Consider the following 13,602-nt stretch of genomic DNA (forward strand, 5'->3'; position numbering starts at 1 on the left):
GTAAGATACAGATTTCTTTCCAGATTGGTGGCATCTATCACATTCAGGATAATTACTTCACCCTCTTTGTCAGCCGCCACTTCGTCCAGCATCCGTCTGGCCACGGTTTCCGCTTCGCAGGTAGGCTCAAGGGTATAAGAACCGGGCACATCTATAACCTCGGCAATTTCATCACCCAGCTTCATCTGGCCGCGGCTAAAGGTGACCGTAGTACCGGGATAATTAGCAGACATGGTTTGGACACCGGTCAGGCGGGTAAAGACCACACTTTTACCCACATTAGGGTTGCCAAAAAGCAAGACCTTTTTCATATACCGGTAACTTCCACCATTACTTTGGAAGCCATGCCATGCCCCATGGCCAGCTGGGTGCCGTCAACCTTTACGGTAACCGGTCCTTTAAATGACATAGCGCTGATTTTGGTCAATTCCTTGCCCGGCCTAAGCCCCAAAGCTGCCAGACGGTTATTAACCGCTGTGCCGCCCTCTATGCTGCACACCCGGGCACGGATGCCATTTTTCAGGTTTGTTAAAGAAACTATTTCTTGAGCCATATGTATCCTTGTCTATATCTTATAATTTCTGTGCTAAATTTACCGGGAATCTTCATTTTTAGAGCAGCTGGCACAATAACCGCTGAAACGCAGGTCTGTATTCAAAACCCGAAAACCGCTGGCTTCAGGCACATTGCTCAATATATATTCCAGCGGATACTTGAACTCCACCACCTTGCCGCAACCCAAACAAAGTAAATGATAATGCTCACCACCGGTCTTTATTTCGTAGTAGTGGGTATGCTCATCCAGATGGATTTCCTCTATAAGCCCGGCTTCCTTAAGGGTTTTTAAGTTGCGGTAGATAGTCCCCAGGCTAACCCGGGGGAATTTCTTCTGCACTTTCTGATAAATATCCACCGCGGGCATATGCCCCTTGGCTCTAGATAAAACCTCCAGCACAGCCTGACGCTGGCGGCTGGCACGTGTGCCAATTTGGATATTCCCGGGTAGAGAACTAGTCATCTCTCTGCTCCCTTGTTATCAGTAATGATTACTGTTATTAGTATATGACAGGGGATACTCTCTGTCAAGCGCCAATGCATTATGCCCGGATTGTAAGCAATCTGCGTCTGGGGTATGATATAATACATATGGCAGAATACGTAACCCTGACAACTAACCGCAAGGCATTTCACAACTATTTCCTGGAAGAAAAATACGAAGCCGGGATAATGCTGCTGGGCACGGAGATAAAATCCCTCCGAAGCGGCAGAGTAAACATGGGAGATGCCTATGTAAAGCCCCAGAGGGGCGAACTCTGGCTGGTAAATGCCCATATTTCAGCCTACGAGTGCAGCGGACATACCAGCCATGAACCAATGCGGGAACGCAAACTGCTGATGCACCGCAAGGAAATAGCCCTGCTCATGTCAAAGGTCAAAGAAAAAGGGCTGACACTGATACCGGTTCGTATTTACCTTAAAAACGATATTGCCAAGGTAGAGCTGTCACTGGGGCGGGGTAAGAAGCTCTATGACAAAAGGGATACCGTAACCAAGCGGGACACCGAACGCGAACTTGAGCGGGAGGTCAAATACCGCAATTTCCGCCGCTAGTTACCAATTTTTATGGGGACGCGTGGTTTCGACAGGGAAGGTAGGCTACTGGATTGCAGGCTGAGGTGCCATCCACCTCATTAAACAGGTGGCAAAAAACAACTGGCGAACGTGAACTCGTTCTTGCTGGCTAAATAAGACAGCACATCCTGCTTGGCCCCACCTCAACGGGTCAGGTTTGGGTGCCGATTAGTTGAGGTGCCGTTTCCCCAACGCCGATGAGGGGAACGAAAGAAATATCGGCTGGTTTGGCTAAATTAGGCCGGCAAAAGCTAGCCAGACAAGATTAAATAGACGGATAATCCTGTAGTAGATCCTGGGCCACCTTTTCTGGACGGGGAGTTCGACCCTCCCCCGTCTCCACCAAGAACAATGATGAGCCAATAGGCCCCTTGCCAAACGGCTCATTTAAGATACGTATCTTAGAATCCTTCTTGGATACAGCCACCTGAAAGATAGGCTTAAAAGGTGGTTTCGGTTTAACCGCTATAATAGACTTGCTCTTCTTAAAGTCTATATACACGGCATCAAGCATGGTGAGAAGAAGCTTTCTTTGTTCTGATAATGTAGCCTTATCCCATAAAGAGAGGAGGTTCATGATAAGCTTACCCGCTTCCTCGGAAGCATTATAGTCAGAAACTACCAATGACTCTAGTGCCAACCCATATACCTTCTTCTGCCTATTGTATTCATCATCTGATATAAGTCCGTCTATATAAGCCTTAGCCATACGCTTAAGTTTAATGTTAACCTGTTCCCTTTCTTTGGTTACCCTATCCACTTCATCTTTTAAACTGATAACAGATAGCACTTCTTCAAGCCACGATTCTTTAAGCTCTATGGCACTAACCAGTTCTATCATCTGCCTGTCTACTACCTCACAAGGGATGGTGCCCCCGTGGGCAACGCACTGCTCAATGCTTCTTGACGCCCTGTGCTCCCGGTAATACCTTCCGCCATTATGATAAGTCTGAGCCCACATTGGCATACCGCAATAAGCACACCTGGCAAGTCCTTTAAGCAGGTATTCTCTATTAGATTTAGGACAAAGTGTTGAAGATCTGCCCGAGTTCTTCTTAAGGGTATCTTGTACTAAGTCAAAGAGCTTCTTAGTGACTAGTGGTTTATGTACTCCAGGAAGCAACTTATCCCTATGCTTTATCTTTCCCATGTAGAAAGGATTATGCAGAATAAACCTTACCGAAGCCCCGGTAAACAGTTTTGGTCCTGTGGTTAAGTTACCACAGGCATCCTCTATCTTTTTGGTATTACGGGTTCGGAAGCCCTCATCATTAAGCCATGAAGCAAGCTCTGATAAGGTAACAGTCCCTGCAGCATAACGCTTGTAAAGCTCCTTAACTGCCTTACCTTCTCTGCGGTGGATATGCACTCCTCCCGGGTGTTCTGGATTGCATCTCCTCTTCTTCTCTCCATTTTCCTCTTTCTCCCAGCATGACTCATATCCAAAAGGCACAGCTCCGTTGCGCTTACCCTCCACTGCTCTCTGCTCTATCCCCTTCTTTATATGGGTGCTCAAGGATTCGCTGAAGTACTGTGCAAAGGCCCCAAGCATGTGAAGCGACAGCATTCCTTGAGGGTTGGAGTAATCCAAACTCTCAACTATGGAGGCAAGCCCAACATTATATTTACCTAACAAGTTCAAAGATTCTATGGTTACTTTTAAGTTGCGTGACCAGCGGTCCAGGGTATGGACGACAACTACGTCAAACATTCCCTTCTTGGCGTCTCCCAGGAGATCTTTGAAGATAGGCCTCTTATGGATATCCTCTACATGGGCAGATCTGCCTTCTTCACGGTAGATACGGATTATTTCCCAGCCCCTGTTCTTACAGAGTTCCTTAAATAATCTCTCTTGGGCATCAAGCGAGTGCCCGTCTATCTGTGATACTGAAGATACCCTAAGGTATGCAACCGCCCTCTTTGCCTCACCTGTCATCATGTCCCTTCCCTGCATCCCTTGAGGCAACTGCTATCGATACCTCGGCAAGTGTTTTAATAAATTCATTTGTCATGAGCTTTTCAACCTCATCCTCACAAGAGTTGGCGGGCATTGTATACCCCTCTTGTATACTCGTCAACAACTCTTTCCCCTCCCCAGCACTCATTTTTTATCCCTTCTCCTCGTCAAGAAGCCTCTTTAAAGTGGCATAACCGACTCCCAGTTCTTTGGCTGCTTTACATCTTGAGAGTTCTCCTTTTCCAAGACGCTCCAAAATATCTCCAAAACTCTCATTAAAACCTTCCCTATCTGTTACCCTTGGTCTCCCTGTTTTGAGCCCTGAATTCCTGCTTTTCTCGGAACCGATAAGCCTATTCTCACCTGCAAGCCCTTTTGCAAATCGGGAAAGGGAGGAAGCTATCTCATAAGGATTATCGCTCTTAGTTGTATCAAGCCATGGATCGGAAATAGATATGACGCCTACGCCCCATTCTCTAAATTGGAGAAGAGATCTCTTCATATGAGTAACAGAATAAAAAGCAGTTACAATATTTGAAATAATGAGAAGCTTAAAACGTCCCTCCCTTCCGTCTTCAAGAAGCCTCGCCCAAGCCTTTCTCTTTCTTAATCCACTTACCGGCGCAAGATCTGCATATTCCTTATAGACCTTATAACCTTTTCCTTTGGCATAGCGTCTAAGCAAAGTAAGTTGCCTGTCAAGGCTTTCTGTTTTGCCTCCTCCGATTACTCTGGCATAGAGAGCTGTTATCAATAGTCTTCCTCTAATCTCTTTAGTTTCATTTCGAGTTCCCTTTCCTCACTGGTCAGGTCAAGCACATCCCGCAAACGCTCTAAAAGCCCCAGCACCCTATCGTTTAGGTTTTTATAAACATCAAGGGCTTCCTCCATTTTGTCTGCCATTTCTTTGCAGTTCTCTTCTGCCACCTTGCATATCTTCTCCAGCTCACCGGTGTTAAGCACGTATCTGACCTTGCCGTGTGACACTACTGATTTTATGCCGATAGCACAGAAAGCCTGCCCCACGTTAGAAGGAGTTATATCCATATCAAATTCCTTTTTCTCTCTTGCCGATATCTCCCCGGCAGAAGCCCTGGTCGTCCCTTCAAGCGCCATAACATAGGCAGTTTGGAAGACTGCCAGGATATTCCTTGCCCCCGTCATTTCCCTTGCTGCTTCTATTGTCTCTCTTACATCCTCTTTCATTTAGAATTCCTCCTTTGACTGTTGTACAACAACATACATATGTTTTTTCGCCTTAAGAGTCCTCACCACCCTCGCTACCCTTTCTAAGCTAAACCCCTCTCCGCTATTACCTTGGAGATATAGCCTTGATCCGAGATAAAGGCACGGAAATGTCTCCCATCCTCAGGACAAACCAGCAGTATAAACGGCTTATTGGATCTCCTCCCCCTTGCCATACGCACTGATAGTGTCTTAAAACATATCGGGCACTTTACGTCATTCATTCTTCCTCCCTCCTATCCAGATAGAATTTGCAGAGTAGGAAGATAGCGGTGCTCCTTGTATTAGGGTTATCCTGCTTAGACCCTTTAGCCACCGGCATAATGGAACTTAGTGCTTCCCTTACCAGATCAAGCTGCGGACGAGTAAACTGAAGCTGCATATGGTTAAGCTTGGCACTTTGTACTTCTTCCCAAGCTTTTAAGTGGCCAGCCAAATCCCCTTCGTCTATTTGGGATAAAGAGTTTAAACTGCTAGTGGTTTCAGGGAGTATCGAAAGCACTTCATTCTCAGATACTTCAGATAACACCTTCTTTAAGAGTGCTCCTTTCAGTGCTTGGTCGTCTTCACCCTTTAGATCATTTAAGGCTTGGGCGAGTAACATCGCCTCGGTATCGTTAAGATTAAGAACAATGCAGGGTGCACTCCTCCACCCTGTCTCCTTAAGCACCTTAAGGCGTTGGTTGCCGGATAAAACTTCATAAAAGGACTCGACTGTGCTCCTCACCACTAACGGCCCTACCAACCCGTACCTTTCAAGGCTGTTCTTGAGCCTCTCGATACCCTTTTCATCCATACGGTTGGGGTTCCAGGGTGCTTCTTTAAGCTTTTCCAGTTCAATGTATACAGTCTTCATCTAGCCGTTCTCTCCTTTCTTTTTGGGGTACGACTTGGGTTCTACCCTAAGCCTTCCCTTATACTCCTTATCCAAAAAGTAAAAGTAGCGGTGCTTGTGGGATTGCGGTATTACCCGTACCTCTACCCCGTGGGAGTTAAAGTGTTTTATTGAGTGGCTTCCGAAGCTGTGGCTTAAGCTTCTTGAATGCCTCGGTTTACCGTCGCCAATATCAAACATCGGCATTGCCAGGGAAAGCCCGGTATATACCCAGCCCGTTGCCTGGTAAATAGTGCCGAGATGCCCTTGTGACGGGTCGGCATAGCTTATGACAAACTTAGTCTTTGTGTGTTTTCTTAGTGCCCGAAGTGTTACTCCCAGTACCCTTGACTCCGAGTTGGAAGGAAGAGAGTCGGATAACCATAGCCTTGAGAGCGTCAGGCAGTCGGAAGGAGACGCCTCACTAACCATCTTGTAGGCATTAGCCGGACCTGATCCGAAGGTGATTGCCCCTTCAAGCCTTCCTTCAAAGAAAACCCCGAAGGCCAGCTTTGTTCCACCTGGCATGGAGTGTAGATAATGATTACGTTCTAGGATCCTTTTGGCTGCGGTAAAGGGAATAGGTTTTACTCTGAGAGATTGGAGCGCCGCCGTCGGCCTCAAACCGCGTCTTGCATCCCGGCTGGATGCCGTGCTTTCCGTTACACCAACGGCGCATGTTGTATTTGTGTCTTCACCCTCTAGTTTGCACATCTTAGGTCCTCTTCATGTTCAGTGCCCCAAGTTACCTTCACTTTTTCGAAGTCGAAAGCCTCCTGCCACTGCTTTGAAAGAGAGTAAGGAAGCAGTGGGAAAACAGCTCTTTTCCTCTTGTTTCGACTTTTATCCGTTACATCGGTTACATTACGATTGGCGTAGCTTTGGGGATTATCGGTTACATTTGCTGTTTTTAAGGTATTTGTAACGGATAAAACAGGTACTTCTTTTACGTTTGGCTCAAAGCTAGTTGTAACCGATGTAACTCTTAGATGCGGGTTTATAGAGAGATAACGGTTAAAAGCGTCACTAAAATCGTCTTTCTGGTACCCCTTGTAGACATCAATTCCGGAGCGTATCGGCTTGCTCTTTATGCCGTAGGGCTTAAGCATCTTTGAGAGTTTCCGCTGGGAGAGGTTGATGCCGCCGTGCTCGCTCCAGGGGGATTCTTCCCTACCTTTGAGTGAGTCAGTTAAGGCAGAAGAAGATATCCTGTCTAAACCTTCATTTTCCAGTATCTCTCTTATATCTGATAATAGCTGGACATTGAGAGAGTCGTCCTGTCTCTCTTCCCCTGTCATAAGGTTAGTAAGTGCTCCAGTCGCCTTACCGAACCATTCTTTCCCTGCGGAACATGCAATAACAAGTAGAGGCTCACAACAATCGGCAGCCCTGTCATCAAGCTCTTCAGGGATAACGATTTCTTCACCCGTAAGCTTCAAAGCACGGCAAAGCTCTAGGCGTTCTCTTAAATCCTCTGCCTCTTTCCATGCCCTTCTTAAGCGGAACTTCTCTGTCTTTTCTTTATCTATTTTGCGCTTTAGGAGCACAGGTATGCTCCTATCAGCAATAGTTGAGGGAAGCTTGCCTATACCGGCTATAGCCTTAGGGCAAAAGGTAGAAAGGTCTTTATAACCTATATCGGCGCCTTTACCCACGCATATGGAAGACTTGCCTCCCCTGCGGTAACCGCTGTTTAGTATTCCCCTGAGTGTTTCTGAATATTCCTTTTCGCCTTTGAAAGCGGCATCTGACTCATCAAGGAGCAGTGTCGGGCATTCGGCATCGATCTTACGGGCAAGTACCGCGGAAGTTACCCTCCCGGTAAGCCAGGGACTTGCTACCAACACTTCTAGAACTTCGAGCAGCCTTGTTTTGCCTGACCTCTTTTCAGCTGAGTGAATATTGAGATAAGGTGTAGTATCGGCATGATCTATCAGATAGGTGTGCACTACCCACAAGGTAACGGCTACTAACTGGTCAGATGAAAGTACAACATATCTTCTGATAAAGATGGAGATATCATCAAGGAGTGAGGAAAGGTCTGCTTGATCAGGCGGCGTATAGGGAAGTGTATTCAATACAAGCTCAAAAAGCTTCCCTTTAGTTCCACCGCCTGCAAACCAGTCGTAGACATCCTCTTTTTCGTTTAGATCCGGAAGACTTACTATCTTCACTTCTTTAGCAATAGGATAAAGAGAAGAAGCAACTTGCTCGGCGTGGCGCCTGCCCGGTTCATCATTATCGGGAAGTAAAACGGCTTTTCTGGAGGTGAAGTAGTAAGAATACTCACCTCGCCATTTACCTGCCCCCATAGGCGAACAGGTAGCTGTCAAGCCGTGTTCTATGAGTGATTCGACGCCCTTTTCTCCTTCGGTAATAAAGATAAGCTCATCAAGCGGGGCTTTAAGGAGTTCAGGAAGTCGATAGGGGGTTGGAGCGACGCCTTTAAGATTGTATATCCAGCCTCCTTTGCCATTAGGGTGTCTCTGATTGAAGGCTTTGGGCGTGTAGCGAACCACTTGGAAGAGGAGCTTGCTATTTTCGTCTCTATAGTCGTAAATAGAGGATATCTTCTTGTTGTGACTAGTTGATGAATCAGGATAAAAGGATACCCCAAGCTTGTTAGCTAATTTGGAGAGACTGCCCTTCTCGCCACAAGCCAGGCAATAGAAACCGTTTTCGGTAAATCTCAAGTTTGGGGTGGTTTGATCATTGTGAAAAGGGCAGAGTGAAGTGTACCAGCCGTTTTTGTCCGGACCTGATACTTTTTCAAGATGTTTTTTTGTTTCGTTTAGTTTTTCAATCATAAAATTCACTCTGGATATATGCTGGTAACAATTGCTATACTCAATCTAAGCACGGTACTTTCGGTGCCGTCATTATGTCGAAAGAACATTTTCAAATGTAAAAAAGATGTTTTTTTATGTTTTTTCGGCACTTTTGGAGGATTTTTAGTGAAAAGAGGGGAACGCCATAAGGATAGAGAGAAAATTAAGAAATACGTTGTACATCTTGGGAGTCAAGATCCAAGAGACGATAACAAGGTGATATGCTATAAAGTGGAACAAGAATTTGGAGTATCTATTTCAGATACAACAGTTAGAAGGTATTGCATAGAAGCTGGTGTACCTACAAGTAGTAGAAAAAGCTATGAAAAGAAGGATAAGATTGAAATATGCAAGGCATCTCCAGAACATCTTGACACCCTAATGCTGACGAAATGGGGTGTTCCTGATGAAGTGGCACCAGACATCTTAGGTGATTGGAGGAAGCATCATGAGAGAGGAGAGCACGAAATATGCAATGTCTATGGGAAACTAAGGCGAAACCTTGTAGATAGAGAAATCCCATATGAAAAAGCCGAAGCCCTTCTGAAATATGAGAAGAGAATATTAGAATTTGATGATACCGAAGCCAGGACGAATATTGAAATTATGGAAGCGATGCGTCCATGGGATGGTAACACAAATGAGAAACTATATTGGGAGGAGATACGCAGGAGAAACAAAAGTACGTGGGAAGATATGGAGAATTCGTATGAATGCGGATTTTGTGAGAAACGTTATAGCCCTATGGAGGGTGACTCTTCACAGGGCATAGAACCAAATACCCCTTTCGAAGATCTACCTGATAGTTGGGCTTGTCCTGCTTGCAGTCGGGGCAAAGAACAGTTTAAAAGAATGGGTGAATAGTTGACCTATCATAATAGTGCCGCGCCCTTTTTGAGTGGTTTAAGTTTATTCAAAGCTTGGAATGTCTTCCGAAACCATACCCTCAAAATCAGGTAATATCTACGAACAAAACCTTTAAGAAATGAGCCCTTCCGAAACCATATGGTTTGTAAAGGTGAAAAGGCAGTGAAATTTAGATAATAAATAGAATGTTTTGAATATCTTCATCTTATTTTGCAAAAAGGAAAGATAATTCACTGTAGTCACTTGTTTTCATAACAAACAACAAAATGGTCAAAATACTTTGAGGGTGATTGTAGTAATACTAAGAATGAATACTATAAATACTGCAATTACTATAAAGATATCTTTTTTGCTAAAACTATTTTTGTTTTGCATTAATCTTTTTACTCCAAGTTCTAAGAAATAACTTGCGCGCTTTCAAAGTGAGATCCATTACCGCCCCAACCGGACACAAATAGGAACACCAAAAGTTATAGATAAGGGCACTGAATAAAAGCGTGGCAATTAAAAGAACCCAATCTACGGCAGGACCAGACATTGCGAATAGTGTTGCCCATGGTTCAAAAACAGATACTGAAGGGTCACCGGTTGCTAGTACCATAAATACTGCAAACAATAAAACAATATATCTTACTGGTTTTAGACGTTTACTTAGTTTTGAGCTTGGCTTGATACCGCCACGCCCAACTGAATAGGCAACTTCTTGAACGGCTGCAAATGGACAAAGCCAGAAGCAATATATATTTTTACCAAAAAAGATAGCGATGCCTAATATGCTAAAAACCAGTATATATATAAATAAAGTAGTCTGTAGATGTGGGGCTATTCCCACGATCCAAGTTGTGAAGTTGGTAAGGCTAAGTGGGCGAGAAAGAATAATGCCTAAGAATACCAGTCCGTAACCAAGTGTTATGTAACGACGCCATTTAATGCGTTTTAATATAGGTACATTTCTTAGCGCAATGGTACCTAAAAGTCCAATTATAAGTAAGATTTCTCCGAATCCGAAGTTGATGCTTTCTTTTTCCTGCGGATAAGGGTTCCCCAAGTATTCTGATAATACCTGTCTGCCGTTTTGCACACCGACAGCAACGCCGTTTGAAGATATGGTGGCACCTGATATTGCATCTACATCTTCACCAAGGGTTAATGGTACACAGTAATTTAGCCCGATATATTGTTCAAAGAATCCGTATTGATAGAGGGTATCAAACCAAACTTCACTCTCTTTGTTTTTAGGAACGGTTATTGCTGCGATTGTGCCATCTGTACTATAGGTTGTAACAACCGTAAGAGGGCCACCATAACCATAGCCTTCTGATACAGCAACATAACCTAATATATTAGCATCATATCCGCCATATAAATAGTTGTCCCCGTTCGAACCTTCAAGCAAAAGAGAAAACTCTTGCGCTTCAGGTAAAGCTTCAGCTAGATACGCATCAATATCTTGATCGCCGCCGGTATTTCCATATATGCCGGCGCCCAATAAGACCAGCGCAATAATTGCAATAATAAACTTCTTCACTGTCTATTTGTATCCATTTTCTCGTTATATTTGCACATAAAAGAAAACTATAATCCCCCGAGTTGCCACGGGTAATACAACTCGGGGGTTAACTTTTATGAAATAGCTCTTGATTGCTTTATTAAGCGTGCAACCCAAGCGACTTACTACCTTATCTACTTAAAGATACCCGTTATTTGTCTACCCTGCGTCTTACTGATCTTGCCGCAAATAACAACGGTACTACAGCTAACAATAACACTATGACGCCCACTATCCATGCTGACGTATATTCAAATTCATATGTAGCACTGGCATATGTGTGTTGAATAGCAAACAAAGCTAGTAACAGCCCCAATATGCCAAGTACCCACTCATTCCACTTTAAAGTGATATTATTCTTTTTAAACCAGGTAAATAGCATAGTTAGTCCAACTGCTAATGCAATTGTTAAGAAAAAATATATAGCATCCATTTCAATTTCCTTTATTTTCTATCGAATTTAGTATCTATTTCTAAGTACCGGGATCAAAGCCGTATATCGGTCCTTCTTCTTTCCACCAGTTAGAATTTTCCATGGTTAAATCACCATATCCTAATGCTTTCTCCATATTGGTAAAAAAACTATTAAAAACAGTCGTGTTAGCAACAACACCTTTTACTATTTTGTGCACTAATGAAGCATTTTCCAAACCTAAATAAGTAAAAGGGCAGGAGGATTGACACATACCGCACTGGTTATGGCAACCACTCCAATCCGTTCGGTAGCCGAGATATCCTTGTACATTCCACCAATTACCTGAATCCCAAGTTGGTTCGTCTTCTTGGTGCACACCCCCAGAGACGCAAACGTCACGGCATATATAACAGGTTTTGCAAAACTCAAACATACCTGCATCAATTGGCGGGGTAGGAGCTATCGGTAAATCAGTTACTACTCTGTCAGAACCACGTTGTGAAGAACCAAACTTCCAATGGATAGCAGCACCTGTTCTACCCTGTTCACCTTGCCCGTCAAAAGTGGTAAAGCAACCACCCGGTCCCCATCCAATTGGCCAATATAAAGCGTGATAACCTAGATTCTTAATAAACATTTGGACTAAAGTGCCTACCCTAGCGAAATCTTTGTATACAGTATATGATCCAGCACCTGCTATACCACCCGTCCTCTTATTGAGTTCTTGTGGTTGAGGTAGGGTGAAAGTGAAAATGGATTCACACTTTGTTGGAATAACCCACTCTGCATCATTGTAGTAGCTATAATCCGCTTCCTTAAAGTTAATAGGTACGGCATGGTCAGGAACCTTGGGATAAAATTTTGCATCGATCATTCCTGGTCCACCTATTTCACTGTATGTTCCTTTTCCTAGAGTCATCGGCTGAGCTTTCTTATATATTAGTTTTTTGCATTTGGGATCTGCCAGGTTAAGAGCACCAACGCCACCAGCACCAAAATATTTTGCAGCTGCCCTCAGCATTAGAAAATTGTCTTCTGGAGTACCCTCCCATTTTGGTACGCTCCCATCAGGTGGCGCTGAATCATGTGGCGGACCATACAAACCCCATCTCGCGTAAAACTTACCGGGTTGATCAGGATAAGGTTGGAATAGTCCGTGCCCTTCCTCACCACTACCAGGAAATGGTTGAGTTACTGCGTAAAATAGTGCATCCGCCCGCTGATCCCCTCTCCCGTGTAACCCACCGTCCCAACCAGGGAACCTCTCTTTTTTAGCGGCCAAAATTCGCTTCTTTTGCTCTTCACCTGACATTCTCATCTGAAGCCTATTGCCCCATGATGTAAAGGGAGCATCTGGAGGGCCTTCATAGACACCCTTATGCTGATACCCGTCATATCTATCAAAAATATCCCAGTCAACTGTAATCGTAGGGTCAAAATGCTCTCGATGCTTAACGTACCAAGGTTGATCTTTAGTAGAATTTGCTTCGCTTGAAACAAATTCATCAATGTCATGAAAAACCGGAGCTGACGCCGCAACACCAATACCGCCCCCGGCTAATCCTAGTCCTTTCATGAAATCTCGGCGGCTAATCGTTTTATGAAATTTACTCATAAATTTATCCTAAAGATATATTTAGGTCTTTCCCTAGAGCCATTCAGTCTTTCCTGAACGCCAAATATCCATAAGCGTTTCCTCAGTACAAATACACAGTTGATTATTTATATTCTAGCATTTTATATAGTAATGTCAATTGCACAAAATACGCAAAGATATATAAAATAAATGTACTTAAGTATTAATACTTAAGTACTAGTCTTTGCTAATTTACTACATATCGAACACGAGTTACTTTAAATAATAAAAACTACAGTTATTTTTGCATCTTAACATCCTGCAAACCCCATCACCATTGTTTCAGGGAGAGTCCAACCCTCCCCCGTCTCCACCAGAAACACGGACGAGCCGGCGGGTGAAGTACCCAAAGGCTCGTTTAAGATACGTATTCTGGATTCCTTCTTTGATACCGCCACCTGAAAAATGGGTTTAAAGGGCGGCTTCACCTTAACTGCAATCACCGAGCGGCTCTGTTTCACATCCACATACACCCCGTCCAGCATGGTCAGGAGTATCTTTCTCTGTTCAGTAAGGTTAGCTTTACCCCAGAGTACAGGCAGATTCTGGATGAGTTTCCCAGCCTGTTCAGAGGCATCATAGTCGGGTACTACCAGTGA

Annotated in this window: 14 protein-coding genes, 1 other RNA gene and 2 pseudogenes; 3 read left to right on the forward strand and 14 right to left on the reverse strand. The window is 44.1% G+C overall.

From position 1 onward, the window contains the following. The 3 genes from WC259_RS05545 to WC259_RS05555 form a co-directional block, all read right to left on the reverse strand. The coding region (locus WC259_RS05545) for a FeoB small GTPase domain-containing protein (protein WP_372643521.1) at positions 1 to 311 on the reverse strand (311 nt) is incomplete at its 3' end. Continuing rightward, a complete protein-coding gene (locus WC259_RS05550; RefSeq protein WP_011309843.1) occupies positions 308 to 553 on the reverse strand; it encodes a FeoA family protein in 246 nt (81 codons plus the stop codon). The genes WC259_RS05550 and WC259_RS05545, both read right to left, overlap by 4 nt. Positions 554 to 592: 39 nt before the next feature. Continuing rightward, the gene (locus tag WC259_RS05555) at positions 593 to 1,018 is read right to left on the reverse strand and encodes a transcriptional repressor (protein WP_012034211.1); all 426 of its coding nucleotides are present in this window, start codon (positions 1,016 to 1,018) and stop codon (positions 593 to 595) included. A gap of 74 nt (positions 1,019 to 1,092) precedes the next feature. Between WC259_RS05555 and smpB the strand changes: the two genes are divergently transcribed. Both smpB and ssrA read left to right on the forward strand, forming a co-directional pair. Beyond that, positions 1,093 to 1,611, forward strand: a complete 519-nt coding sequence (gene smpB / locus WC259_RS05560) for an SsrA-binding protein SmpB (protein ID WP_011309845.1) — start codon at positions 1,093 to 1,095, stop codon at positions 1,609 to 1,611. 14 nt (positions 1,612 to 1,625) lie between these two features. Then, positions 1,626 to 1,977: a transfer-messenger RNA gene (ssrA, locus tag WC259_RS05565) on the forward strand. 496 nt (positions 1,978 to 2,473) lie between these two features. On the opposite strand, the pseudogene WC259_RS05570 reads toward ssrA, so the two are convergent. From WC259_RS05570 to WC259_RS05600, 7 genes and pseudogenes are all read right to left on the reverse strand, one after another. Beyond that, a pseudogene (locus WC259_RS05570) lies at positions 2,474 to 3,586 on the reverse strand (recombinase family protein); the annotation flags it as partial. Next, positions 3,558 to 3,737, reverse strand: a complete 180-nt coding sequence (locus WC259_RS05575) for a hypothetical protein (RefSeq protein ID WP_012984511.1) — start codon at positions 3,735 to 3,737, stop codon at positions 3,558 to 3,560. The gene WC259_RS05575 and the pseudogene WC259_RS05570, both read right to left, overlap by 29 nt. Positions 3,738 to 3,740: 3 nt before the next feature. Beyond that, positions 3,741 to 4,343: a recombinase family protein gene (locus WC259_RS05580; RefSeq protein WP_012882527.1), complete on the reverse strand. Its 603-nt coding sequence runs from the start codon at positions 4,341 to 4,343 to the stop codon at positions 3,741 to 3,743. Then, positions 4,340 to 4,795 (reverse strand): hypothetical protein, encoded by a 456-nt coding sequence (locus WC259_RS05585; protein ID WP_012882528.1) that lies wholly within the window; start codon positions 4,793 to 4,795, stop codon positions 4,340 to 4,342. The genes WC259_RS05580 and WC259_RS05585 overlap by 4 nt, the downstream gene beginning before the upstream one ends. 259 nt (positions 4,796 to 5,054) lie before the next feature. Beyond that, positions 5,055 to 5,690: a ParB/RepB/Spo0J family partition protein gene (locus tag WC259_RS05590; protein ID WP_012882529.1), complete on the reverse strand. Its 636-nt coding sequence runs from the start codon at positions 5,688 to 5,690 to the stop codon at positions 5,055 to 5,057. Next, entirely contained in the window at positions 5,691 to 6,422 is a 732-nt protein-coding gene (locus WC259_RS05595; protein WP_012882530.1) for a hypothetical protein, read from the reverse strand. It lies immediately after the preceding gene. After that, a complete protein-coding gene (locus tag WC259_RS05600; protein WP_012882531.1) occupies positions 6,410 to 8,515 on the reverse strand; it encodes a DUF3631 domain-containing protein in 2,106 nt (701 codons plus the stop codon). Before WC259_RS05600 ends, WC259_RS05595 begins: the two co-directional genes overlap by 13 nt. Before the next feature lie 147 nt (positions 8,516 to 8,662). On the opposite strand from WC259_RS05600, the gene WC259_RS05605 reads away from it, so the two are divergent. After that, on the forward strand, positions 8,663 to 9,400 hold the full coding sequence (locus WC259_RS05605) for a rubredoxin (protein ID WP_012984513.1): 738 nt from the start codon (positions 8,663 to 8,665) through the stop codon (positions 9,398 to 9,400). Positions 9,401 to 9,761: 361 nt separating this feature from the next. Here the strand turns inward: WC259_RS05605 and WC259_RS05610 are convergent, their stop codons facing one another. The 4 genes and pseudogenes from WC259_RS05610 to WC259_RS05625 all read right to left on the reverse strand — a co-directional run. After that, positions 9,762 to 10,931: a 4Fe-4S binding protein gene (locus WC259_RS05610; RefSeq protein WP_012882533.1), complete on the reverse strand. Its 1,170-nt coding sequence runs from the start codon at positions 10,929 to 10,931 to the stop codon at positions 9,762 to 9,764. Between the two features lie 172 nt (positions 10,932 to 11,103). Then, entirely contained in the window at positions 11,104 to 11,385 is a 282-nt protein-coding gene (locus WC259_RS05615; RefSeq protein WP_012882534.1) for a hypothetical protein, read from the reverse strand. Between the two features lie 40 nt (positions 11,386 to 11,425). Then, the gene (locus WC259_RS05620) at positions 11,426 to 12,982 is read right to left on the reverse strand and encodes a reductive dehalogenase (RefSeq protein ID WP_372643529.1); all 1,557 of its coding nucleotides are present in this window, start codon (positions 12,980 to 12,982) and stop codon (positions 11,426 to 11,428) included. A 272-nt stretch (positions 12,983 to 13,254) separates the two neighbouring features. Next, positions 13,255 to 13,602 (reverse strand): annotated as a pseudogene (locus WC259_RS05625) (recombinase family protein); the annotation flags it as partial.

It is taken from the genome of Dehalococcoides sp. (assembly GCF_041654235.1).
GTDB lineage: Bacteria > Chloroflexota > Dehalococcoidia > Dehalococcoidales > Dehalococcoidaceae > Dehalococcoides > Dehalococcoides mccartyi_B.

Coding starts and splice junctions, on each gene's coding strand:
- WC259_RS05600 (WP_012882531.1), bottom strand. CDS start 8,515: ATGATTGAAAAACTAAACGAAACAAAAAAACATCTTGAAAAAGTATCA.
- smpB (WP_011309845.1), top strand. CDS start 1,093: ATGCATTATGCCCGGATTGTAAGCAATCTGCGTCTGGGGTATGATATA.
- WC259_RS05575 (WP_012984511.1), bottom strand. CDS start 3,737: ATGAGTGCTGGGGAGGGGAAAGAGTTGTTGACGAGTATACAAGAGGGG.
- WC259_RS05585 (WP_012882528.1), bottom strand. CDS start 4,795: ATGAAAGAGGATGTAAGAGAGACAATAGAAGCAGCAAGGGAAATGACG.
- WC259_RS05555 (WP_012034211.1), bottom strand. CDS start 1,018: ATGACTAGTTCTCTACCCGGGAATATCCAAATTGGCACACGTGCCAGC.
- WC259_RS05615 (WP_012882534.1), bottom strand. CDS start 11,385: ATGGATGCTATATATTTTTTCTTAACAATTGCATTAGCAGTTGGACTA.
- WC259_RS05595 (WP_012882530.1), bottom strand. CDS start 6,422: ATGTGCAAACTAGAGGGTGAAGACACAAATACAACATGCGCCGTTGGT.
- WC259_RS05550 (WP_011309843.1), bottom strand. CDS start 553: ATGGCTCAAGAAATAGTTTCTTTAACAAACCTGAAAAATGGCATCCGT.
- WC259_RS05620 (WP_372643529.1), bottom strand. CDS start 12,982: ATGAGTAAATTTCATAAAACGATTAGCCGCCGAGATTTCATGAAAGGA.
- WC259_RS05590 (WP_012882529.1), bottom strand. CDS start 5,690: ATGAAGACTGTATACATTGAACTGGAAAAGCTTAAAGAAGCACCCTGG.